This is a genomic window from Ruegeria sp. BC2 (assembly GCF_056539245.1).
In genome coordinates, this window is record NZ_JBQFUQ010000006.1 from 87,114 (window position 1) to 110,055 (window position 22,942).

24 protein-coding genes and 1 tRNA gene are annotated in these 22,942 nt (G+C 61.6%); 10 read left to right on the top strand and 15 right to left on the bottom strand.

Features of this window, described 5'->3' with window-relative positions; translation table 11 throughout:
* Positions 1-40: 40 nt before the first annotated feature.
* From ACR0CU_RS18235 to ACR0CU_RS18260, 6 genes are all read right to left on the bottom strand, one after another.
* Positions 41-1,123 (bottom strand): energy transducer TonB family protein, encoded by a 1,083-nt coding sequence (locus ACR0CU_RS18235; RefSeq protein ID WP_170448941.1) that lies wholly within the window; start codon positions 1,121-1,123, stop codon positions 41-43.
* Positions 1,120-1,497, bottom strand: coding sequence for an ExbD/TolR family protein (locus tag ACR0CU_RS18240; protein WP_170343511.1), 378 nt, complete (start codon positions 1,495-1,497; stop codon positions 1,120-1,122). Before ACR0CU_RS18240 ends, ACR0CU_RS18235 begins: the two co-directional genes overlap by 4 nt.
* A 4-nt stretch (positions 1,498-1,501) precedes the next feature.
* Entirely contained in the window at positions 1,502-1,828 is a 327-nt protein-coding gene (locus ACR0CU_RS18245; protein ID WP_170343537.1) for an ExbD/TolR family protein, read from the bottom strand.
* A gap of 31 nt (positions 1,829-1,859) precedes the next feature.
* Positions 1,860-2,525 (bottom strand): MotA/TolQ/ExbB proton channel family protein, encoded by a 666-nt coding sequence (locus ACR0CU_RS18250; RefSeq protein ID WP_170343512.1) that lies wholly within the window; start codon positions 2,523-2,525, stop codon positions 1,860-1,862.
* Positions 2,522-2,863, bottom strand: coding sequence for a hypothetical protein (locus tag ACR0CU_RS18255; RefSeq protein WP_244952491.1), 342 nt, complete (start codon positions 2,861-2,863; stop codon positions 2,522-2,524). Before ACR0CU_RS18255 ends, ACR0CU_RS18250 begins: the two co-directional genes overlap by 4 nt.
* 259 nt (positions 2,864-3,122) lie before the next feature.
* The gene (locus ACR0CU_RS18260; RefSeq protein ID WP_480643601.1) at positions 3,123-4,247 is read right to left on the bottom strand and encodes an ROK family transcriptional regulator; all 1,125 of its coding nucleotides are present in this window, start codon (positions 4,245-4,247) and stop codon (positions 3,123-3,125) included.
* 306 nt (positions 4,248-4,553) lie between these two features.
* Between ACR0CU_RS18260 and ACR0CU_RS18265 the strand changes: the two genes are divergently transcribed.
* The 4 genes from ACR0CU_RS18265 (at position 4,554) to ACR0CU_RS18280 (ending at position 8,121) form a co-directional block, all read left to right on the top strand.
* Complete coding sequence (locus ACR0CU_RS18265) at positions 4,554-5,522, top strand: sugar ABC transporter substrate-binding protein (protein ID WP_093965461.1); 969 nt, start codon at positions 4,554-4,556, stop codon at positions 5,520-5,522.
* 114 nt (positions 5,523-5,636) lie between these two features.
* Positions 5,637-6,710, top strand: coding sequence for an ABC transporter permease (locus ACR0CU_RS18270; RefSeq protein ID WP_093965462.1), 1,074 nt, complete (start codon positions 5,637-5,639; stop codon positions 6,708-6,710).
* Entirely contained in the window at positions 6,710-7,486 is a 777-nt protein-coding gene (locus tag ACR0CU_RS18275) for an ATP-binding cassette domain-containing protein (protein ID WP_170462165.1), read from the top strand. Before ACR0CU_RS18270 ends, ACR0CU_RS18275 begins: the two co-directional genes overlap by 1 nt.
* Positions 7,483-8,121: a nucleoside/nucleotide kinase family protein gene (locus ACR0CU_RS18280; protein ID WP_170436455.1), complete on the top strand. Its 639-nt coding sequence runs from the start codon at positions 7,483-7,485 to the stop codon at positions 8,119-8,121. Before ACR0CU_RS18275 ends, ACR0CU_RS18280 begins: the two co-directional genes overlap by 4 nt.
* Here the strand turns inward: ACR0CU_RS18280 and ACR0CU_RS18285 are convergent.
* The 6 genes from ACR0CU_RS18285 to ACR0CU_RS18310 form a co-directional block, all read right to left on the bottom strand.
* Positions 8,118-8,636 carry a GNAT family N-acetyltransferase gene (locus ACR0CU_RS18285; RefSeq protein ID WP_170436452.1) on the bottom strand — a complete coding sequence of 173 codons (519 nt, stop codon included), beginning with the start codon at positions 8,634-8,636 and terminating at the stop codon, positions 8,118-8,120. The two genes, ACR0CU_RS18280 and ACR0CU_RS18285, sit on opposite strands and share 4 nt — an antisense overlap.
* On the bottom strand, positions 8,633-9,187 hold the full coding sequence (locus tag ACR0CU_RS18290; RefSeq protein ID WP_170342880.1) for a helix-turn-helix domain-containing protein: 555 nt from the start codon (positions 9,185-9,187) through the stop codon (positions 8,633-8,635). Before ACR0CU_RS18290 ends, ACR0CU_RS18285 begins: the two co-directional genes overlap by 4 nt.
* 108 nt (positions 9,188-9,295) lie before the next feature.
* Complete coding sequence (locus tag ACR0CU_RS18295; RefSeq protein ID WP_170368099.1) at positions 9,296-10,309, bottom strand: Fe(3+) ABC transporter substrate-binding protein; 1,014 nt, start codon at positions 10,307-10,309, stop codon at positions 9,296-9,298.
* Positions 10,310-10,460: 151 nt separating this feature from the next.
* Entirely contained in the window at positions 10,461-11,624 is a 1,164-nt protein-coding gene (locus tag ACR0CU_RS18300; protein WP_480643594.1) for a WD40/YVTN/BNR-like repeat-containing protein, read from the bottom strand.
* A 116-nt stretch (positions 11,625-11,740) separates the two neighbouring features.
* A complete protein-coding gene (gene ykgO / locus ACR0CU_RS18305) occupies positions 11,741-11,866 on the bottom strand; it encodes a type B 50S ribosomal protein L36 (protein ID WP_005648635.1) in 126 nt (41 codons plus the stop codon).
* A gap of 93 nt (positions 11,867-11,959) precedes the next feature.
* Positions 11,960-12,034, bottom strand: a tRNA-Val gene (locus tag ACR0CU_RS18310).
* Between the two features lie 148 nt (positions 12,035-12,182).
* Here ACR0CU_RS18310 and ACR0CU_RS18315 point away from each other — a divergent pair.
* Complete coding sequence (locus ACR0CU_RS18315) at positions 12,183-13,043, top strand: N-formylglutamate amidohydrolase (RefSeq protein WP_170392450.1); 861 nt, start codon at positions 12,183-12,185, stop codon at positions 13,041-13,043.
* A 6-nt stretch (positions 13,044-13,049) separates the two neighbouring features.
* On the opposite strand, the gene ACR0CU_RS18320 is transcribed toward ACR0CU_RS18315, so the two are convergent.
* Positions 13,050-14,303, bottom strand: a complete 1,254-nt coding sequence (locus ACR0CU_RS18320; RefSeq protein WP_170448937.1) for a DNA polymerase IV — start codon at positions 14,301-14,303, stop codon at positions 13,050-13,052.
* 373 nt (positions 14,304-14,676) lie between these two features.
* Positions 14,677-15,393, bottom strand: a complete 717-nt coding sequence (gene pyrF, locus ACR0CU_RS18325; RefSeq protein WP_170448935.1) for an orotidine-5'-phosphate decarboxylase — start codon at positions 15,391-15,393, stop codon at positions 14,677-14,679.
* Between the two features lie 87 nt (positions 15,394-15,480).
* Here pyrF and ACR0CU_RS18330 point away from each other — a divergent pair, with 87 nt between their 5' ends.
* The 3 genes from ACR0CU_RS18330 to clpB all read left to right on the top strand — a co-directional run bounded on the left by ACR0CU_RS18330 (position 15,481) and on the right by clpB (position 19,898).
* Positions 15,481-16,737 (top strand): tetratricopeptide repeat protein, encoded by a 1,257-nt coding sequence (locus ACR0CU_RS18330; protein WP_170448933.1) that lies wholly within the window; start codon positions 15,481-15,483, stop codon positions 16,735-16,737.
* A 100-nt stretch (positions 16,738-16,837) separates the two neighbouring features.
* Entirely contained in the window at positions 16,838-17,152 is a 315-nt protein-coding gene (locus tag ACR0CU_RS18335) for a hypothetical protein (protein ID WP_093965477.1), read from the top strand.
* A gap of 127 nt (positions 17,153-17,279) precedes the next feature.
* Positions 17,280-19,898: an ATP-dependent chaperone ClpB gene (gene clpB / locus ACR0CU_RS18340; RefSeq protein WP_480643597.1), complete on the top strand. Its 2,619-nt coding sequence runs from the start codon at positions 17,280-17,282 to the stop codon at positions 19,896-19,898.
* A 64-nt stretch (positions 19,899-19,962) separates the two neighbouring features.
* Here clpB and ACR0CU_RS18345 read toward each other — a convergent pair whose 3' ends face one another.
* The gene (locus ACR0CU_RS18345; RefSeq protein ID WP_170368111.1) at positions 19,963-20,946 is read right to left on the bottom strand and encodes a hypothetical protein; all 984 of its coding nucleotides are present in this window, start codon (positions 20,944-20,946) and stop codon (positions 19,963-19,965) included.
* A gap of 224 nt (positions 20,947-21,170) precedes the next feature.
* Here ACR0CU_RS18345 and msrP point away from each other — a divergent pair, with 224 nt between their 5' ends.
* Both msrP and msrQ read left to right on the top strand, forming a co-directional pair.
* Complete coding sequence (msrP, locus tag ACR0CU_RS18350) at positions 21,171-22,073, top strand: protein-methionine-sulfoxide reductase catalytic subunit MsrP (protein ID WP_480643599.1); 903 nt, start codon at positions 21,171-21,173, stop codon at positions 22,071-22,073.
* A 4-nt stretch (positions 22,074-22,077) separates the two neighbouring features.
* Positions 22,078-22,692: a protein-methionine-sulfoxide reductase heme-binding subunit MsrQ gene (gene msrQ / locus ACR0CU_RS18355; protein ID WP_170448924.1), complete on the top strand. Its 615-nt coding sequence runs from the start codon at positions 22,078-22,080 to the stop codon at positions 22,690-22,692.
* Positions 22,693-22,942: the final 250 nt, after the last annotated feature.

Consider the following 22,942-nt stretch of genomic DNA (forward strand, 5'->3'; position numbering starts at 1 on the left):
TTGCGCCCAGTTGCTTCGGGCTAGCGCAGCAAAGGCCCGATTAGCCGTTCTGAAAGTAGAACGACAGCTTCCGGCTGACCCCGCCCGGAGGTTTCGGGAAAGGCGATGCGCGGCGGACCTGTTCCTTGGCGGCCCTGTCGACCTCGGTTGAGCCGGAACTGTCGATAATATCGACCCAGGCCAGTGTTCCGTCCGGATTGATTTCAAAGAAGACTTTGGCAAAGCCGCGAACCGAGACATAGACTGGCGGAGTTCTGTTGAGGTGGACAAGAACCTGCCCGGCGTAATTGGTGACATTCGAGTTGCCTGGGCCTCGACCGCCGGACTGATTGGAGTTGCCTCCTCGGGTAAAGGCATCGACCCCCTGTCGGCGATAGGTCGTCAGCGGCGAGTCGATCTGCTTGTTGGGAAATCGCAGGTTGTCAAAACTGTCCAGCCGGCTGGCCCTTTGGTCGGGTACAGGGGCCGGAGCAGGGGTCCGGTCCGGAAGGCGCGGGCGGATCGATGTTGCAACCGCCAGATCCGAGACGCCGTCTTCGGTGTCGCTTTCTACCGGTTGCTGCTCCTCTGCCGGCACTGAAGGCTCCGGAACCAGTGAGGGGGCAGGCAGGGCAGCCAGTTGCTCTGGTTCCGAAACCGGGGCCTCTGTGGGTTCGACCGGTGCTTCGGGCGCCGCTGCGGACTGCGTTTCGGCTTGGACGGGCGGTGTTTCGTCGACCTCATCGGCGGCCTGCCGATCACCTTCGGCCGAGTCCGCCGGCTCAACGATTTCCGGAACGGGCTGATCAGGCTGCACCGGGTAGGTTTGTCCGATATCAGGCGAGTTGACTTTTTGCGGGTCCGACGAGGCGACCAGTGTTTCGCTGACCGGTATTTCGGCCCGGTCCGGCTCTGTCGGCTGTTCGACATCGGGCTCGGGCTCTTCTGCGGGGGTCGGCGGCTCGGGCGGGGTCGCGGTTTCCGCCAGATCTTCGAACGCGTTGCCCAAGGCAACCGTGTCCGGTTGCGGTCCGGCCGTCGCAGGTTCCGCAGGGTCCCGGGCGGCTGGCAGCAGCAGGAAAAGGTGGAACAGCACCGAAAGCAAAACGGCCAGAGCCGCGACAAACAGAGATTCCCGGATCATTCGAGCGCCCGTTCGGTCACCGCAAAGACTGCGGTGGCGCCGAGACGGCGCAAGGCGCCGGTGACTTCGATCAGGCGTGCCCCGGAAACGTTCCGGTCAGGCACGATCCGCACGGGTTCTTCCCCCCGGCCGGTCATGTAGGTCTGCGGATCCGTCGGTGTTCCACGAAAGCTGAGCGTCCCGTCAGCGTGAAGAACCAGAGCATCGGGTGGTTCGCGGCCATCCAGATCGGATGTGTTGACCAGTTCCAAGTCCGGGTCCAACGGTTGAGCAACGGTTCCGGCGATCAAAAAGAAGATCAGCATCAGAAAGACCACGTTGATCAACGGGATGGTCGAGTCGCGCTTGCGGCTTGGGCGGTCGTGGCGGATCATGGCGTCACTCCAGAACCGTTACCGACAGACCATCGAGGCCGCGCAATTTCACCAGAAAGTCAACAAGCCGTTGGGCGTTGACGTCGCCGTCAAGACTGACCAGCACCTGCCCGGGCTGCAGTGCCTGTGCCAATTCATCCAGCGAGAGCGGTGCTCCGTTCAGCACCACGCGGTTCGCCCCCAATTGCACAAATGCGCGATCCGACGGGGCGCTGGGCTCTGATGGGCCCGCGGCTGCGCTGCTGAGTTGAATTTCTCCGAATGTCGAAAAGGTCGACGTTAGCATGAAGAACAGCAAAAGCAGAAAAATCACGTCGATGAGCGGTGTCATCGACATGGCGCGCCGAACAAATGGGGCCGCGTTACGCATGTCCCGGCGCGGCGACAAACGCGGTGCTTGTCGTTGCTGTAGGCAGCGCCTGGGTCGGTACGAGAATCGTGCGCAAGGCCTTGTCTGCGAACACCCGCTCGCGCGCGGTGCGGCTTTCGAACCAGGACAGGACCATGGATGTGGGCATCGCAACCGCCAGACCCACCGCCGTCGTAACCAGCGCAACCCAGATCCCACCAGCCAGCAAAGACGGATCCACTCCGGCCCCGGCCGTCTGCAGGCTTTGGAACGCTTCGATCATGCCCAGAACCGTGCCGAACAACCCCAGCAAGGGGGCCAACTGCGCGACCGTATCCAAAAGCCGGAAACCGCGCTCGAGCCCGGCCAACGCCAGTCCGGCTTCGGCGTCCAGCCGTTCGTCCAGCCCCGCCGTATCCGGGGCGTTCATTGCCGCACCCACGATCGGGGCAAGGTAGCTGCTGCTGGCGGCCAGACGCTCGCGCGCAGTGTCGTGGTCTCCGGCATCCCAGGCCGCCAATGCCTGGGACAGCACCCTATGGCGGCCGACGCCACAGGCCGCAAACTGCCAGAGCTTGTAGATCGATACCGCCACGGTCAGGATCGACATCACAAGAAGGATCGCCACTACTGGCCCGCCCAATGCAAGGATCTGGCCAAGCGCGTTGAAGATGTTCATCCCAAAAGCTCCATTTCCAAGCGGCTGGTCACCGACAGGGCCGAATTGCAAAGATCACTCTCGGAACCGCCTGTTACGCAGGAACTGGCTCCGTTTATCAGAACGCGCCCGACCGTTGCGCATGGTCTGTCAGGCAGGTCGAACTGGCGCACACGCGGGCGGTCCTGCGGCAAATCCCGAAAATCGAACAATGACAGTTTGATCACCGAACCCTGCGTGTCGAAGATCACGGTTTCGAAAACGGCTTTGTCGATCGCCTGTCCGGTTTCGTTGGTGATCAGAAATGACAGCCGACAGGCCTGCCCTACATCCTGCGCCGCGTTGAGTTCCAGTGACAACCCTGCGCCATCGGCGTCAGATGATTGCGCACTGGCCGCAAAGGGGAGGGCTGAACATGCGATAAGGGCGGGTAAAAGGTGACGCAGTTTCAATGATAGAACCTCATTCTGAACACGTGGTACCTGCAGCCCGCCAAACAGTGCTGGCGCCGTGTCTGTGATATCTTAGACCGTCTGTACGGGGAAGGGTTGGCGGGGGCTTTGTGATCGTTCGTCAGGCGAAACCTCGCCAATACTCTTGGAGGTTCGCGGCTGTCGCTCAGGTTTCGACAAGATATCTGTCCGACAGAGGCAGGCTGGCTGCCCCCAGGGCGCGGGCATCCGGACCCACCGACCCGGCCAGAACCGAGGGCTGCTCGAGCCCGGTAAAGTTCAACCGGGAGAGATGCGTCTCGACACGTTCGATCAAGCGCGCGGTAACGCTCTCGGGCATCCAGCCGTCGATTTTCACCGTTCCAAAGTCGATCAGGCTGCAGGAAGACAGGATCGCATAGGCCAGACCTTTCGCGGCCTCGTCCATCCATGCTTCGAGAAGCGTGTCCGGCATGTCCCAATGGTCCGGGGTCTCCCACATGTGGAAGGGATCCAGCCCTGCGGCGACAAGCTTCTGCTCAAGCACGCACAGGCTGGCGACATCGATCAGGGGTTTGACTTCGCCCGAGCCGACGGGAACCGGCAACGGACCCAAGGCGCCTGCATTCCCGCGCCCGGAAAAAATGACGCCGTTCAGGACGACTCCCCCGCCAATGAAGTACCCCATGTAGAAATACAGAAAGTTCCGCGGCCTTTCGGATGGCCCGAACACCAACTCTGCCCCGCAAGCCGCGGTGGCATCATTCTGCAAATAGACGGGGATGTCTCGCGCTTGGGAAAGACTGGCTTGCAGATCGGCTGAGCGCCATGGATCCATCCTTTCTTGTGGGACATTCAGGGTCTGCGCCCAATCCCAGAGATAGAAGGGCATCGCAATGCCCAACCCGGCAACCCGGTCACGCGATGCTTCCGGCATCTGGTGCATCATCCGGTCCAATGTGCCCGTGGCGAAATCCAATGTCGCACCGGGGGTGGGATAGTCATAGGTCTCTCGCGCGCGATCCCGTACTTTGCCCAGGAAATCGGTCAATACCAGCTCGGTGCTGCGGCGGCCGACCTTCAGCCCCAGAAAATAGGCCCCATCCGGATTCAGGCGCATTGGCACGGAGGGTTGCCCAACCCTGCCACGTTGTGGCTCGCCCCTCAGCAGCAACCCATCGCTTTCCAGTTGGCGCATGATCACCGAGACAGTCTGCGCCGACAATCCGGTCATGCGGGCCAGCTCCGATTTGGCGAGCGCCTGGTGTCGGCGGACCAGTGACAGCACCAGTCGTTCGTTGTGGGCGCGCATGCCACTTTGGTTCGTCCCGCGCACGGTCGAAACGCGCTCGGGCGGATGGCTTTGCGCTGATTGTTCGTCGGGCACGGGCCGCTCCTCCTTCAGTCAAGAATGTGGATGCGCCTACCCAGTGTCAATAATAAATAAGAGTGATTTATTTATTGACAGAACCCGAGAATCACCGGATGGTTTGACACATGGGAGCCGGAAGAAATCCGTTCGGATTCCTTAGATGCCCGTCGGGTATCGGAGATATTGGGAGGAAAAGCCTTGAAGATTTCAGCATTTGCTGGCGCGACCGCGCTGGCCTTTACAGCCATGGCAGGCGCTGCCGCCGCGCAGGACACGGTCTGCCTGATCACCAAAACCGACACCAACCCCTTCTTCGTGAAGATGAAAGAGGGGGCCACCGCCAAGGCCGAAGAGTTGGGCATGACGCTCAAGGCGTTTGCCGGCAAGATCGACGGCGACCATGAGACTCAGGTGCAGGCGATCGAGACCTGCATTCTGGACGGCGCCAAGGGTATCCTGTTGACCGCGTCCGATACCTCGTCGATCGTTCCGGCCGTCCAGCAGGCGCGCGACGCCGGTGTGCTGGTCATCGCGCTGGATACACCGCTCGAACCGATCGACTCGGCGGACGCGACTTTTGCAACCGACAACTTTCTGGCGGGCGAACTGATCGGCAAATGGGCCGCGGCCACGCTGGGAGACGAAGCCCAGAATGCGAAGATCGCGATGTTGGATCTGGCTGTCAGCCAGCCCTCGGTCGGGGTGCTGCGCGATCAGGGCTTCCTGCAGGGGTTCGGCATCGACCTGGGCGACCCGAACAAATGGGGCGACGAAACCGACCCGCGCATCGTGGGCCATGACGTCACCGCCGGGAACGAAGAGGGTGGCCGCAAAGCCATGGAGAACCTTCTGGCCAAGGACCCGATGGTCAACGTCGTCTACACTATCAACGAGCCGGCCGCCGCCGGCGCGTATGAGGCGCTCAAGGCTATCGGCCGCGAAAACGACGTGCTGATCGTATCTGTCGACGGTGGCTGCCCCGGTGTGCAGAACGTGGCCGACGGAGTGATCGGCGCGACCTCGCAGCAATACCCGCTGCTGATGGCGTCGCTTGGCGTCGAAGCGGTCAAGAAATGGGCCGACGAGGGCGTGAAGCCCGAGAACACACCCGGCAAGGATTTCTATGATACCGGTGTTGCGCTGGTGACGGACAAGCCGGCCGATGGCGTCGAGTCGATCTCGGTCAAAGAGGGCATGGACCTCTGCTGGGGCTGATCTGAACCCTTCAGGGGCCGCAGCGCGCGGCCCTTGAATTGAACCACGACCTCACCCGAAATTTTGCTAGAGTCGCCCCAAGACGGGAGCTTGACGCATGGGGGAACCTCACTGATGTCCGACACATCGAGACAGTCCGACGACTTCGAAGCCGCGGCCAAAGGCAGCCCGGAACAAGTTGCCGAATTCGAAGATCACCACCGCGGTTTCATGGGGACGGTCCAACACTTTCTGCATGTGAACCCGTCGCTGGTGCCGCTGATCGTTCTGGTCGCGGCGATCCTGATTTTCGGCGCCTTGCTTGGGGCCAAGTTCTTTTCGCCATTCGCACTGACCCTGATCCTGCAACAGGTGCAGATCGTCGGCATCGTCGCCGCCGCCCAGAGTCTTGTGATCCTGACCGCCGGGATCGATCTTAGCGTGGGCGCGATCATGGTCATGTCCTCGGTGGTGATGGGCCAGTTCACCTTCCGCTATGGGCTGCCGCCCACGGTGGCGATCCTGTGCGGTCTGGCCATCGGGACCGCCATCGGCGCGGTGAATGGTTTCCTGGTCAGCCGGGTCAAGTTGCCGCCCTTCATCGTGACCCTGGGCATGTGGCAGATCGTTCTGGCCGCCAACTTCCTGTATTCGCAGAATGAAACCATCCGGTCGCAGGAAATCGAGGCCAACGCCCCGATCCTTCAGCTGTTCGGCGCCAAGTTCAATGTCGGCGGGGCGGTGTTCACAGTCGGGGTGATCTTCATGCTGGTGCTGATTCTGGTGCTGGCCTATGCGCTGCGGCATACCGCGTGGGGGCGCCATGTCTATGCCGTGGGCGACGACCCCGAGGCCGCCGAGCTGTCGGGCGTAAATGTGCATCGCACGCTGATGTCGGTCTACATGCTGTCGGGGCTGATCTGCGCCTTTGCCGGCTGGGCGCTGATCGGGCGCATCGGCTCGGTCTCGCCCACCTCGGGGCAGTTGGCCAACATCGAAAGCATCACCGCCGTCGTGATCGGAGGCATTTCATTGTTCGGGGGGCGCGGGTCGATCCTGGGCTCGTTGTTCGGGGCGCTGATCGTTGGCGTGTTCACCCTCGGCCTGCGGTTGTTGGGCGCGGATGCGCAGTGGACTTTCCTTCTTATCGGTATGCTGATCATCGCCGCCGTGGCCGTGGACCAGTGGATCAGAAAGGTAGCAGCGTGATGGAACCCATTCTCAAAGGGCGCAATCTGGTCAAACGCTATGGCCGGGTCACGGCACTGGATCATTGCGATTTCGATCTGATGCCGGGCGAAATCCTGGCCGTGATCGGCGACAACGGCGCTGGTAAATCGACCCTGATCAAGGCGGTTTCCGGTGCCGTCGCCCCGGATGAGGGCGAGATCTGGCTGGAAGGGCGAAAGGTCGATTTCCACTCGCCCATAGACGCGCGCGAAGCCGGGATCGAAACGGTCTATCAGACGTTGGCCATGTCGCCCGCCCTGTCGATCACCGACAACATGTTCATGGGGCGCGAGATCCGGCGCAAAGGACCGTTGGGTTCGGTGTTTCGGATGCTCGACCGCCCGGCGATGGAGAAGTTCGCCCGCGACAAGCTGAACGAACTGGGGCTGATGACGATCCAGAACATCAACCAGGCGGTCGAGACCCTGTCGGGTGGACAGCGTCAGGGTGTGGCCGTGGCCCGGGCGGCGGCGTTCGGATCCAAAGTCATCATCCTTGATGAACCCACCGCGGCGCTTGGCGTCAAGGAAAGTCGGCGGGTTCTGGAGCTGATCCAGGACGTGAAATCGCGTGGCATTCCGATCATTCTGATCAGCCACAACATGCCCCATGTGTTCGAAGTGGCCGACCGCATCCATGTGCATCGGCTTGGCAAGCGGCTCTGCGTGATCGACCCCAAGGACTACACCATGTCCGATGCCGTGGCCTTCATGACGGGCGCCAAAGAGCCGCCGGAACAGGATCGCGCGGCATGACGACCGAAGGGTCATCGCCGCAGGCGCTGGCCGAGCGGATCGCCGACGCCGCAGCCGGGCTGGCGGACGGCGAGGCGCGTCAGCTTGTTGCCGTAGCCGGGCCGCCGGGTGCGGGGAAATCCACCGTGGCCGCTCTTGCCCAACAGGCGCTGCAGGGGCGCGGCATTCCGACCGGGCTGCTGTCGATGGATGGTTTCCACTATGACAACCAGATCCTGACGGCACGCGATCTGCTACCGCGCAAGGGTGCGCCCGAGACATTCGACCTGCCGGGCTTTCACGCCTTGTTGCGTCGCCTTCAGGCCGAAGACGAGGTCGCCGTGCCCGAGTTCGACCGCGTGCTCGACAAGTCCATCGCCGCCTGTTCGTTCGTGACCCGCGACCAGAAGGTGGTGATCGTGGAGGGAAATTATCTCCTGCTGGACGAACCGGGATGGAACGATCTGAGCGATCTGTGGGCGCTGACCGTGTTTCTGGACGTGCCCCTGCCGACGCTCGAGGCGCGGTTGCTGGACCGTTGGATAGGGCTGGGCCTGCCGCGCGACGAAGCCGAGAGCCGAGCCTTCGCCAATGACATTCCCAACGCCCGGCGCGTGGTGCAGAACTCGGGCGCGGCCGACCTGGTGCTGCGTTAGCCCAGCGCCTTGTACATGTAGGTGGTGGGTTCGAACACGGGTTCGAACGGGTTGCGGCAATAGCCGGGAATCTCTCCGGCAGTTTCAAAGCCCAGGCTCTGGTACAGGATGCGCGACGGGTCCGTGCTGCGCGTGTCCAACACCAAAAGGGTTCTGCCCAGTTCGGTGGCGCGCTTTTGCAGGGCGTGCATCAAGGCGCGGCCCAGCCCGCGCCGCCGTGCGTCGGGATGCACCAGCAGCTTGGCCACATCGGCGCGGTGCGGCTGGTTGGGCATCGCAGCCGGAATCAGCTGAACCGTCCCTTGGATGCGTCCGTCGCCATAGGCCACGAAAAGATCCAGATCTCCGGCTGACAGCGCCGGGCGCACGCGCTCCTGCCAATAGGCGCGCGCGGCGTCATGGGAAAATGGCAGAATGAACCCTATACTGGCGCCGGCATGCACGCAGCCATGCAGGATATCCGCCAGATCCTCCACCGCCTGGTCAAAAGTCGTTTCGGTCAGGCGTGTAATCATATCAGCACCAGGATGTAGCGGGCGCCGCGGGACGCCTCGGTTTCAAAACGGGTCGCGCCTGACAGATGATAACGCAGGCAATCACCCCCGTTCAGCGCATGGGACGTTCCATCAACGGTCAGGGTCAGTGCGCCATCCAGCACGATCAAGTGATGTTCCTGCCCGGGACGAGGCGGTGCGTCATAGGTGATCGTTGTGCCGGGTGGGAGGTGACATTCCAGAACCTCGCCCGTCAGCCCCGCCGAGGGGGGCGACACCGACCGGCGCGTGAACCCGGTTTCGGGGTCGCGCCATTCGATCTGCCGTTCGTAAGGAACCTTGGGGTCGAAGCTGTCCTCGACCATCATCAACAGGCGCGACATAGGAAGCCCGTAGGCTGCGCATAATCGGCCAAGATTCTCGGCCGTCGGGCTGACCTCGGCCTTCTCCATGCGCGACAGGGTGGCCCGGCTGACCCCGCTGGCCTGCGCGAGTTGTTCAAGCGACCAGCCCCGGCTGCGGCGCAGGTCGCTCAGATGGCGCGCGAGGCGGCTGGACAGGTTGTCTAGCATTTCTCATATCCGAGAATCAGTTTCGATAATGAGAAATGTAGCAGAAATAAATCAAATAAAAAGGGGCGCCTGTGCTGCGCCCCTTCAACTGCTCGATATGATGTCGGCTTACTTCCAGCCAACCTCGTTGAAGATCTTCTGGGCCTCGGGGATGTTCTTGGCGACTTCAGACAGGTTCACTTCATCGGCCTTGAATTCACCCAGAGCGGCCACGTTCTCGGCCAGCTCAACACCTTGGACGGCGGGGAATTCATCGTTGCCGTTCGAGAAGTAGACCTGTGCCTGATCGCTGGCGAGGTATTCCAGGAACTTGACCGCATTGTCCTTGTTCGGGGCATGGGCCGCGACGCCCGCACCCGACAGGTTCATGTGTGCGCCTTCGGCATCCTGCGCGGGGAATTGAATTCCGATCATGTCGACGCTGTCCGACAGGCCCTTGACGTCTTTGCGCAGGGCACGTGCAAAGTAGTACGAGTTCGACACGGCGATTTCGCATTCACCGGACACGATTCCACGCAGCTGATCGGTGTCGCCGCCCTGAGGTTCACGCGCCATGTTGGCCACGACGCCCTCGGCCCATTCTTTGGCCTTTTCGGCACCATGATGGGTGATGATCGAGGCCAGCAGGGTCTGGTTGTAGGTGTTGCTGGACGACCGGATGCAAACCAGCCCTTTGTATTCAGGGTCGGCCAGATCCAGGTAGGTGGCCGGCGGGTTGGTCACGTCATTCTTGTCGTAGAAGATGATGCGCGCGCGCTGCGAGAAGCCGAACCACTGGTTGTCTTCGTCCTGCAGGTTGGCGGGGATGCGCTCTTCCAGAACGTCGCTGTCGACCGCCTGCAGCAAGCCCGCGTTCTTGGCCCGTGCCAAGCGCGAGGTGTCAACGGTCAGCAGGATGTCGGCGGGCGAGTTCGCGCCTTCCGCTTCCATCCGTGCGATCAGCTCGTCGGCCTTGCCTTCGATGCGGTTGATCTTGATGCCGGTGGCTTCTTCGAAATCGGTGTAGAGACGCTCGTCGGTGTCGTAGTGGCGCGAGGAGTACAGGTTCAGCTCGCCTTCAGCGGCGGCCGATCCGGCGATCAGGGCCGACAGTGCGGCGGCGATAAAGCTCGTGGTTTTCATCTGTGGATGTCCCGGTTGTCGAATCTCATGAGCGGGGTATTTCCCGACTGATTTGCTCAATTAAACGATTTCGGGCGGGATGCAAGAAAATCCGACAAAATTACTTGGTCTAATTTGCCGCAGCGTGTTTGGGTGCGCCGGGCTGGGATGGTTAGCGCGCGCGTTGAATTGTCTCGACCGACAAAATGGTCGGCAGATGCCTGGCGATCTCGGTCCAGGTTTCGCCTTCGTCGGCGCTTGCAAACACCGAGCCGCTGTTGGTTCCGAAATAGACACCCGCAGGGTCACGACAATCTCCTGCCATCGCCTGGCGCAGAACAGTGAAAAAGCAGCTGGTCTGCGGCAGCCCTTCGCGACAAGCGGTCCAGCTTTGGCCACCATCGGTCGATTTCCAGACCGCCGCTGCCGCATCCGGCGGATACCGTCCGATGCTGTCTCCATTCAGGGGAATGGTCCAGATCGTATTGGGATCGTGGGGATGGACGTGGATTGGGAATCCAAAGGTCGACGGCAACCCGCCCGAGATATCGTCCCAGCTGCGCCCGTCATCGGACGAACGCCAGACACCATGATGGTTCTGTTGATACAGCAGCCCTTTGGTGCCGGGCGCCCGGACCATGTTGTGTACGCAATGACCGATTTGACCGTCCCGCGGCGCGGCCGGATGGTTGTGATGGCCGCAACTTTCGGCGTTCGACAGCCGGTTGCGCCGCTCCCACGTAGTGCCGCCGTCTTCCGAGGCGAATACTCCGGCCGCCGATATGCCCACCCACAGCTTTTGCGCATCGTCTGGATCGGAAACGATCGTGTGCAGCACCAAGCCTGCGGCCCCCGGTGACCAGTCTTCGGCTGAGGGGTGATCGGTCAGGCCATTGACCGTTTCCCAGGTCTGCCCAGCATCCGAACTGACCAACAGCCGCGCCGGTTTTGTTCCCGCGTACAATGCGCCGCCTGAAAAATGCAGCGACCAGATCTGCGAGAACTCATCGCCGAACGGTGCTACTTCCCCGGTCCAACCGATCAACTCGGCAAAGTCGGGATCGTTTGCGGCCCACTCGTCCTGCTGCCCCTGTGTGAGCTTGGTGACCTCCCAGCTCTGGCCCCCATCCTCGGAGCGCCAGACGCCGGCTCCGTGCCAGTCGCCGCCGCCGCCGGCCCAAAGTGTCCCGGTTTCGTCATCTCCGACGACGTGGTTGATGGGCCAGCCGCCGCAATGCGGACCCGTAACGCGCCAAGACGCGCGATCCGGGTCTCCGATGATCACGAAGGCACCCTTGGTGGTGCCCACCAGTATGTCGATGCAAGAGTGTTTCATCCGTTTCGCGCTCCCGGCTGTTTTCGACAGCCTAACACGAACGGTCAGTCTCGGCGCGCGGCACAAAAAAAACCGCGCCCGGGGGCGCGGTTCTTTGAAACAGCGATTTGCCGTTCTCAGCCCTGACGAGCTTTGAACTTGCGCTGCGTCTTGTTGATCACATAGACGCGGCCTTTGCGACGCACAACCCGGCAGTCGCGGTGCCGGTTCTTGAGCGAGCGGAGCGAGTTCTTGACCTTCATGGTCTCTCTCCAATTCTGCGGCGCCTTCATCAAGGACGTGGCCAGCGCCTGGGTTAGCGGGTGCCTCGGGTTAGACCCGAAACAGTGAAACGATGGTGGGCGGTACAAGGATCGAACTTGTGACCCCTTCGATGTCAACGAAGTGCTCTACCGCTGAGCTAACCGCCCACTTTCCCTTTGCGTATCCTACCCCATAACGAAACGGGGCGCGGATCTCCGCGCCGGTGGAGGGGTCTATAAAAGGAGTCGCGAAGGGGTTCAAGGGGTTTGGTCCAACAATTTTCCGGTCTATGTTATCGGCAAAGAAGGAGAGGCCATGCACAGCGCCGCATACGCTTTGGAAATGCCCGCAGAACGCACGTCGTGCGTTGTTTTTTCTTCGCCACATAGCGGCCGGAACTATTTGCCGGGCTTTCTGGATCGTTCGGTTCTGAACCGCAATGTGATTCGCTCTTCCGAAGATGCCTTTGTCGATCAACTGTTCGCTTCCGCCTCGATCCATGGCGCACCGTTGATTGCGGCACAGATGCCGCGCGCGTTCCTTGACCTCAATCGCAGCGCCGAGGAACTGGATCCTGCGTTGATTCTGGGCGCGCGCCGTCAGGGACACAACCCGCGCGTGGTATCGGGGTTGGGCGTGATCCCCCGTGTCGTATCCAACGGTCGCGCAATCTACAGCGGCAAGCTTACGATGGACGAAGCGCGCCTGCGCATCGACACTTATTGGCGCCCCTATCACGCCCGCCTGAAGTCTCTTTTGGCCGAATCGATCGACATGTTCGGACAGGCCATTTTGATCGACTGCCACTCGATGCCGCACGAGGCCGTTGCCATGGCCGGGAACCCCAAGGGGCGCCGTCCCGAGATCGTGCTGGGGGATCGATTTGGTGCCTCGGCATCGGGCGTCATTGTTGATCAGATCGAAGCGGCCTTTTCGTCCGCCGGTCTGACCGTGGCCCGCAACACGCCCTTTGCAGGGGCGTACGTGACCCAAACCTACGGACGTCCCGCCCGTCATCAGCATGCGATTCAGATCGAGATCGACCGGGCGCTCTACATGAATGAGAACACGATCGAGCCCAACGCCAATTTCTTGGCGTTCAGGGATATTCTGGAAGAAGTCATCGCGGATATCGCCCGAATTGGTTCTCAGCCGGCACGGTTGGCCGCCGAATAGGAAGAGTCACCGTAGTGCTCGGCCCTTTACGATTGCATCAGTTCCATATTTTCGCCGGATCTCGTCGGTCGCACGCTCTGCTTTCGAGCGCTGCGTGGCCCCGGGGTCCAGCAGGTCGCCGGAAATGTCGGCCTGATCTTCGGCGCACAGATCTGACAATCCGCAACCCAGCAGACGATAGGGGCCCTGATCGCCGACCTGATCGAACAGCCCGCGGGCGGTGCGATAGATGCGGTCGGCCATCTGTGTCGCATCCCGCAACGAGACTCGGCGGGTCAGCAGTTTGTGGTTGGCCTTCTTGAGCTTCAGCGTCACGACCCGCCCGGCCAGCCCCTTGGCCTTCGCACGGTCGGCCACCTTTTCGGCCATGCGCCAAAGGTGACCGTCCAGAATGTCGGGGTTGGCGGTGTCTTCGAAAAACGTTGTTTCATTGCTGATCGACTTCATCGGCTCGTGGGCCGAAACGCGCCGCTTGTCCTGCCCTCTGGCCAGGTGCCACAGCCGATAGCCCATCGAGCCGAAGCGCGCCGTGAGGGCCTCTTGATCCCATCGCAGCAAGTCCGAGAACGTGCGAATGCCGGCCCGCTCCAGTGACTCCTGCGCAGCCGGTCCAATGCCCCAGATCAACCGCACCGGCTTGCCGTTCAGAAACTCGGCGGTTTCCGCCTTGCCGATCACGGAAAACCCGCGCGGTTTGTCCAGGTCGGACGCCACCTTGGCCAGAAACTTGTTGTGCGAAAGCCCGATCGAGCCGGTCAGGCCCAGTTCGTCTTTCATGCGTTTGACCAGCTGTGCCAGCATCACCGCGGGCGGCGCGCCATGCAGCCGCTGGGTGCCTGACAGGTCCATGAACGCCTCGTCCAGTGACAGGGGTTCGATATCCGGTGTCAGTTCGTCCATCATCGCGCGGATCTGTCGTGAGACTTCGACATAGACGGACATGCGCGGTTTGATCACCACTGCATCGGGGCATAGTTTCAGCGCCTGAAACATTGGCATGGCCGAGCGCACGCCGCGAATACGCGCCACATAGCAGGCCGTTGACACCACGCCACGCCGTCCCCCGCCGATGATCACCGGCTTGTCCGCAAGTTCGGGGTTGTCGCGCTTTTCGACCGAGGCATAGAACGCGTCGCAATCCATATGGGCGATGGTCAGGTCGAACAGCTCTGGATGTCGCAGTACCCGCGGGCTGCCGCAGGAGGGGCAGCGCCGTTCGTCGTGAAGACTGGCAAGGCAATCGCGACAGAGAGCGGGCATCATTTCCTTTCCACGGGCACCGCGAATGAGCGGTCTGGCCGAGGTGCCAAAACTACAACACCGCACGCTGCAGCGCAAAGCGATTGAACGAAAAGGTGGGGCCGACAAGAAGACCCCCCGCAGTTTCGCGGGGGGAGGTAACAGGCCTCAGGAAGACGCGGCCCGTTGGGGAGTGTCTCTTGATCAGAATCGCCCAAAAATGTCGATTTCGATAGGCTTACGAAGCAGGTCCCAAAACTCGTGTTTTTCATGTGTGTTTTCGGGCACAGAGGCAATTTGGCGCGGCCACGGCTAAAAGTGACGCAAGGTCAACCGCTTGCGCGCCAAATTTTGCTTCCGGAACGGGGATTTGCCGCGACTTGTCCTCGAAAGGTCACACCGAACGCAACTCGGCCAGAACGGCGTCGGCTGCAGCTTTGGGGTCGGCGGCCTGATAAATCGGCCGCCCGACCACGATGTGATCGGCCCCTTCATTGATTGCGGCGGCGGGTGTCGCCACGCGTTTCTGATCGCCAAGGTCCGACCCGGACGGCCGCACGCCGGGGGTGACGATAAGCCGGCCGTTGGCCTGAGGCAGGGCGCGGATCAGGGCCGCCTCTTGCGGGCTGGCGATCACGCCGTCGGCGCCGGCGTCAAATGCGCGGGCCGCGCGTTCCAGAACCATGTCCTGCATGTCGCCGGACTTCATCAAACCTGCATCCAGATCGTCACGGTTCAGCGAGGTCAGGATGGTCACTGCGAGGATCTTCAGATCCTTGCCTGCTGCGCCTTCCTTGGCGGCACGCACCACATGCGGGTCTCCGTGCACGGTGAGGAAATCCAGATCGAACTGCGCCAGCCCCCGCACGGCGTTTTCCACCGTGTTGCCGATGTCGAACAGCTTCATGTCCAGAAAGATGCGCTTGCCGTGCTCCTGCTTCAACTCGTTTGCCAAGGCCAACCCGCCACCGGTCAGCATGCCCAGCCCGATCTTGTAGAACGATACCGCGTCGCCCAGCGTCTCGGCCATTTTCAGCCCCTCCAGCGCGTTGGGCACGTCGAGGGCGACGATCAGGCGGTCATCTGCGGTTTGGGGCAGGGCTTCGGGCATTGTTTCGACCTTTCAGGCTTGACGGGATCGGCGCTTCTGTAGAGCGTGTGGCGCAATCAGACAAGAAAAGACGCAGGGAACTACAGGATGATACGGTTGGGTGTGGTGGCTTCGGCAGCTGTTTTGGCCGGGGCGGGCGCTGTCTGGGCCGGTGAAACGGATTGCGGCGAGGCCCGACTGGTCTGGGCGGACGTCAAGGACAGCGGGTCGGCGGCAGCCATCCAAAGCTTTGCCGAGGTCTACGCGGAGTGCCCGATCTACTCACAACTTGCACGCGAGCAACTGGCCGAATTCAAGGGAGGCGCACCTGAACCGGAGGAGGTCAGCGTCCCCAAAGAAGAGACTCGACGCCTGCTTGTTACCGACCTGCGACCCCGGCCGGAACCGGACCCCGACGATCCGCCATACGAGCCCGACTATTCGGACGGAGAATATGAGTGCCTGATGGCCGCTGCCGCTCCGGGCCAGTCGCCCTATTTCGACGGGGTGGAATGGGCGGACATGGACGCCGAGAATGCGATGGCGATCTGTGCCGATCTACTGCTGAAAGACCAGAATTTCGACGCCGAGGTCGTCGCCGCGTTCGGCCGGGCGCTGATGAAAGGCGGCAAGCTGGAAATGGCGCTCGAGTTTTCGGAGCTGGCGGCAATAGAAGGCAGCGGGCTGGCGATGAACACGCTCGCTTCGATCTATAGCGAGGGTGAGATCGTTCCCGAAAACGATGAAACGGCGTTCGGGTGGTACATGGCGGCTGCCGATGCCGGCCTGTCCATGGGGATGCACAACGTGGCATACGGCTATGAGCACGGGGATGGTGTCGCGCCCGACATCGACAAGGCGATCGAGTATTATGAACGGGCTGCGTTCTTTGGGTATGATCCTTCTATGGTCCGCCTGGGCATTTTCCATCGCGACGGTACGCATGTCACACAGGATATGGACCGCGCGGTCGACTATCTGGAGCGGGCCGCCGATCACGGAAACGTCGATGCCGCGGTGCATCTGGGCTTGATCTACGAAACCGGCCAGAACGGATATCCCAAGGATATCGAAAAGGCGCTGGAGTATTATTTTCAGGCCGCCGAAGAGGATGACGTCGTGGCGCTGCATAATCTGGGGTCGCTGACCTATCACGGGCGAGACGGCGTGCCCCAGGACACGCAGGCGGCTTTTGTGCTCTGGGGTAGGGCGGCCGAGCTTGGTCATATGGCCTCGCAGCGTAATTTCGGCCGGCTGCTGCACGAGGCGGGCGAGATCGAAGGCGCGTTGAAATATTACCGTCTTGCGGCCGAGCAGGGCGACGACGTTGCAACAAAACTGATCCGGGAAATCGAAGGCGATTGACCCCCACGGCTGGCAGGGGAGACCCTGGTTTCCCCGCTTTGGCCCAACTGTGCTATGGTGCCGCCATTCAGGACCAAAAATTGCACCAAAGGGACAGACCATGAAGCACCTATTTCCGCTGGCCGCCGTGGCCGCGCTAGCCGCTTGTGACGACACCCCTCCACAACCCGAGACGGGCGCTGCCCCGCCGCCCACCAACGACGATTTGTACCTGGTCGGCGGCTATCGGTCCGAAGATGACTGGTGCCAGTTGACCGGCGAAACCGCCTTTACCGTCAATTTCCTGGACCACACGGCCGACCTTGTCTCGTGCCCCACCGGCAGTGCCGCCGCTCAGTCGTTGGTCGAAATGCAGAATGCTCAGCAGGTGGCCGAAACCGGCGGCTATACCGTCTATACGATTCCCCGGGGCTGAGCGTTTTTTTCACCCGCTACTCTCTTGAAGCAGCGGGAACATTTCCCAAATTGATCCATGAGGCCCGGACCATTGCGTGCTGCCAAGCAGGCGCAAATTTAACGGGCGCTTGGAAAAGGAGAATGCCATGGACTTGAACAAGTTCACCGAGCGTGCACGAGGTTTCGTGCAGGCGGCGCAAACCATTGCGCTGCGCGAGGGACACCAGAGACTGGCTCCCGAGCATATTCTGAAAGCACTGATGGATGATGACCAGGGGCTGGCCAGCAACCTGATCAAACGTGCGGGCGGCGCGCCCGAGCGCGTGGTCGAGGCGCTGGATGTTGCCCTGGCCAAGATCCCGAAGGTCAGCGGCGACGCGGGCCAGGTCTATCTGGACGGTCAGACCGCCAAGGTTCTGGACGAGGCCGAGAAGATCGCCAAGAAAGCCGGCGACAGCTTCGTTCCGGTCGAGCGCGTGCTGATGGCGCTGTGCATCGTCAAATCCAAAGCCAAAGAGGCCCTGGAAGCCGGTGCCGTGTCCGCCCAGAAGCTGAACGAGGCGATCAACGACATCCGCAAGGGCCGCACGGCCGACAGCGCCAATGCCGAAGAAGGCTATGACGCGCTGAAGAAATACGCCCGCGACCTGACCGAGGCCGCCCGCGAGGGCAAGATCGACCCGATCATCGGCCGCGACGAGGAAATCCGCCGCGCCATGCAGGTTCTGTCGCGTCGGACCAAGAACAACCCGGTTCTGATCGGTGAGCCCGGTGTGGGTAAGACCGCCATCGCCGAAGGTCTGGCTCTGCGCATCGTGAACGGCGACGTTCCGGAATCGCTGAAGGACAAAAAGCTGCTGGCGCTGGACATGGGTGCCTTGATCGCGGGTGCGAAATACCGTGGCGAGTTCGAGGAACGCCTGAAAGCCGTTCTGAACGAGGTCACCGCCGCCGCTGGCGAGATCATCCTGTTCATCGACGAGATGCACACGCTGGTGGGTGCCGGCAAGTCCGACGGTGCGATGGATGCGGCCAACCTGATCAAGCCCGCGCTGGCGCGGGGCGAGCTGCACTGCATCGGTGCCACCACGCTGGACGAGTACCGCAAATATGTCGAGAAGGACGCGGCCCTTGCCCGCCGGTTCCAGCCCGTCTTCGTGCAGGAACCTACGGTCGAAGACACGATCAGCATCCTGCGCGGCATCAAGGAAAAATACGAGCTGCACCATGGTGTGCGCATCTCGGATTCGGCGCTGGTGTCGGCCGCGACCCTGTCGCACCGCTACATCACCGACCGCTTCCTGCCCGACAAGGCGATCGACCTCGTGGACGAGGCCGCCTCGCGTCTGCGCATGGAAGTGGACAGCAAGCCCGAAGAGCTGGACCAGCTGGATCGCCAGATCCTGCAACTCCAGATCGAAGAAGAGGCGCTGAAGCTTGAAGATGATGCGGCTTCGAAAGATCGGCTTGAGGCCTTGCAGAAGGAACTGGCCGAGCTCAAGGAGAAATCCGCTGAGATGACCGCCCAGTGGCAGGCCGAGCGGGACAAGCTGGCCAGCGCCCGCGAGTTGAAGGAACAGCTGGACAAGGCGCGCGCCGAGCTGGAGATCGCCAAGCGCGAGGGCAATCTGGCCAAAGCCGGTGAGCTGTCCTATGGCGTGATCCCCGAGCTGGAGCGCAAGCTGGCCGAGGCCGAAAGCCAGGAAAGCAACGCGGTCATGGCCAAGGAAACGGTGCGTCCCGAACAGATCGCGGCCGTGGTCGAACGCTGGACGGGTATCCCGACCTCGAAGATGCTGGAAGGCGAGCGCGAAAAGCTGCTGCGCATGGAAGAAGCGCTGCATGCCCGCGTGGTCGGCCAGGACGAGGCCGTGCGCGCCGTGGCCAATGCCGTGCGCCGGGCCCGGGCCGGTCTGAACGACGAAAACCGCCCGCTGGGCTCGTTCCTGTTCCTCGGCCCGACCGGTGTGGGTAAGACCGAGCTGACCAAGGCCGTCGCCGAATACCTGTTCGACGACGAACACGCGATGGTGCGGATCGACATGTCTGAGTTCATGGAGAAACACGCCGTCGCCCGCCTGATCGGTGCTCCGCCGGGCTATGTCGGCTATGAGGAAGGCGGCGTTCTGACCGAAGCCGTCCGCCGCCGGCCGTACCAGGTGGTGCTGTTCGACGAGGTCGAGAAGGCGCATCCGGACGTGTTCAACGTGCTGTTGCAGGTGCTGGACGATGGTGTCCTGACCGATGGCCAGGGCCGTACGGTCGACTTCAAGCAGACGCTGATCGTGCTGACCTCGAACCTTGGCTCGCAGGCGCTGAGCCAGTTGCCCGAAGGGGCCGACACGGCGCAGGCCAAGCGCGATGTGATGGACGCGGTTCGGGCGCATTTCCGGCCCGAGTTCCTGAACCGTCTGGATGAGACCATCATCTTCGACCGGCTTCAGCGGTCGGACATGGATGCAATCGTCGACATCCAGCTGGCCCGCTTGCGGAAGCGGCTTGCCGGGCGCAAGATCGATCTTGTGCTGGACGATGCTGCCAAGGAGTGGCTGGCCAACGAAGGCTACGACCCGGTCTTCGGGGCGCGTCCGCTCAAGCGCGTGATCCAGCGTGCCCTGCAGAACCCGCTGGCCGAGGCTTTGCTGGCCGGCGACATCCGGGATGGCGACACCGTGCCGGTAACTGCCGGACCCGATGGTCTGATCATCGGCGACCGGTTGGGCACCAGCGACCGCCCGCGCCCGGACGAGGCCGTGGTCCACTAAGCTGCGGCTCGGCTGAAACAGGAAAGGCCCGCCAGAAATGGCGGGCCTTTTTATTGCGCACTAATCAGTCGTGGTTCTGACGGCTTTTGCGCAATGCTCGCAAGTCGTCGGCACTCAGGCGCGGACCGGACTCGGGCGATGGTGGTGGTGCCGGCGGAGCCATGCGCTGGGCCGGATCCACCATATGGCGGCTGGGGCGCCCGCCCTGCAGTTTCAGATAGGCCAATACCGCACCCGCGGATTGCAGGCTCAGCCCCCAAAGCCCGACCAGGATAAAGCTGAGAAACAAGGCCACTGCAGGCCAGATCGGGTTTTCGATGGCGCCACCGCGGAACAGGCCTTCGATTTCGGTAACGGACGTTGCCAACGCCGGTAGCCCCGCCACGAAGGCCACGGCCAGAAAGGCGAGGACGTAAAGCACCATCATCGATACATAGCTGATGGCCACCAAAGCAAAGAGCGGCCAGAAGGACGCACCCAGATTGCGGAAGGGTGTATAAGGTCGGTCGTCAGGATCGCTGCCCAAGGCCGCCGCAGCCAGGGGAACCAGCAGACTGGCCCGCGCAGCCGAGGCTACCGTGAATACCGCAACCGTGACGACGAGGCCCGCCACCGAAACCGACGCGCCGGCCGAGGTCAGCCAGTCCAGTGCCGGTGTTTCGGGGGTCTTGGTCAGATCGACCAGATTGGGCGCGACCTGAACAAAGGCCAACCCGACCACTGGCGCAAGGATCAGGCCGATCGCCAGGGACTCCGCCGCGCCATAGGCAATGGCGGGAACGATCAGCTTGCGATAGCCCACGCCGGGTCGGATCAGCTTTGACTGGAACCCGAACCGGGCGCCGACCATGATCGGGATCACGCCGGATGAGGCGCTGATCAGGAAGGTTGCGATGAACAGTGTTCCGGGCAGGATCAACCCGATGACGAACCCGATCACGCCACCCAACGCGCCGTACAGAAAAAGGCCGATGAGCAGGATCGGGAACGTCACCGCAAAGCGCCACAGGATCGAAAGGGACAAAGGAATGGTTTTGGTCAGTAACACGGGGCGGCCTTCACACAGTCTCTGGTGGTTTCGGCGATACCTTATCGGATGTGCAGCTTCCATCCCGTTGATGCCGTTCCAAACAGGTGTTCGTCTGTGCGCGACGGGAATGCAACGCAGGCTTCGTTACAGTCCCGTCTCTCAATCGTGACGCAAGTTGCGTTGGTCCGGTGTTAAAACGGGGCTAATTCAAGGCTGATTTTTGTAAATGAACGGAGAACGGAATGGCGCACCGCTGGATCAACACCCTGACACATGCCGATACGACCCCGCGGGCGGCGTTCCTGAACCGCCGACAGATCATGGCGGGACTCGCCGGATCGGGACTGGCGATGATCGCGGGCCGTGCAGGTGCGGAAGATGCGCTGGAGCAGAACACGTGGGAAGAGATCACGTCCTACAACAACTACTATGAGTTCGGGACCCGCAAGGACGACCCTGCGAAATACGCCCATACCCTCAAGACCGAACCATGGAGCGTCACGATCGACGGGTTGGTTGACCGCCCGGGAGAGTATGATTTCCAGGACATCATGTCCGAAATGACGATCGAAGAACGCATCTACCGTTTCCGCTGTGTCGAGGCCTGGTCGATGGTCGTGCCCTGGAACGGGTTCGAGCTGGCCGATCTGCTGAACATGGCCGGTGTGCAGGAAGGGGTGAAATACGTGGCCTTCGAAACCGCGCTGCGCCCCGACGAGATGCCGGGAGTTGCATATCCGGTTCTGGACTGGCCGTATCGCGAAGGTCTACGGCTGGATGAAGCCATGCATCCGTTGACGATCATGGCGACGGGTATCTATGGCCGCCCGATCCCCAATCAGAACGGCGCCCCGTTGCGCCTGGTGGTTCCATGGAAATATGGCTTCAAGTCGATCAAATCGATCGTACGCATCACTCTGACCGAGGAAGAGCCGCCAACCAGCTGGAACATGGCCAACCCGCGTGAATACGGGTTCTACAGCAACGTGAACCCGACCGTGGATCATCCGCGGTGGTCTCAGGCCTCGGAACGCCGCATCGGCGGCGGGTTGTTTGCCAAGCGACAACCAACACTGATGTTCAACGGTTACGAAGAAGAGGTCGCAGGGCTTTATGCCGGTATGGATCTCAGGGAATACTACTGAGGCCATGCACAAGCTGAACCAGATACTGCGCCGCGTTCCTGTCTGGGCGGTCTACATCGCCGGATTGGTTCCGGTGCCCTGGTTGTTCTACCAGGGCATGACCGGTGGCCTTGGGGTCGAACCGATCGAGGCTTTGGAACATGAATATGGAGAACTGGCGCTTCAGTTGTTGATCCTGGGTTTGGCGGTCACGCCGCTGAGGCGGCTCACCGGCTTGAACCTCATGAAGTTCAGGCGGGCCATTGGCGTTTTGACCCTATCCTATGTGGCGTGCCATCTTTTGGTTTGGCTGGTTCTGGACGTGCAAGACCCAAGTCAAATCTGGGCAGACATCATAAAGCGACCCTACATCACGGTCGGCATGGCGGCATTCGTTCTGATGCTGCCGCTTGGGATCACGTCGAACAATGCCTCGGTCCGTTGGCTGGGGGCGGCTTGGCGGCGCCTGCACAAGCTGGTCTACCCGGCAGCCATTCTTGCAGGGCTGCACTACGTCATGTTGGCGAAGGGCTTTCAGATCGAGCCCCTGATCTACTTGTTTGTGATTCTTGCCCTGTTGCTGCTGCGCTTGCCCAAACCGGCATTCAATACGGCGTCCCGGCACGCCGATTCCGCGTGACTCGGGTGCTGGGCTGTGGGTAACCATGTGGGCAAGTCAGACAGTGAGTGTTTTCTCGCTGCGAGGCCCAGGCGAGAACTGAGTTCTGGGGAGGCATGATGGCGCCAACACACTGATAACAAACAATTATTTTTGTTTTCGCGATTTTTTCCAAATTCCTGTCATTTTCTGCTTGCGGTGATTTGTAGTTATCCTTAGAACGCCCTTCACCGGCGCTGCTGAGGCGGTGTTGGTTGGTCGGAGTGACGGC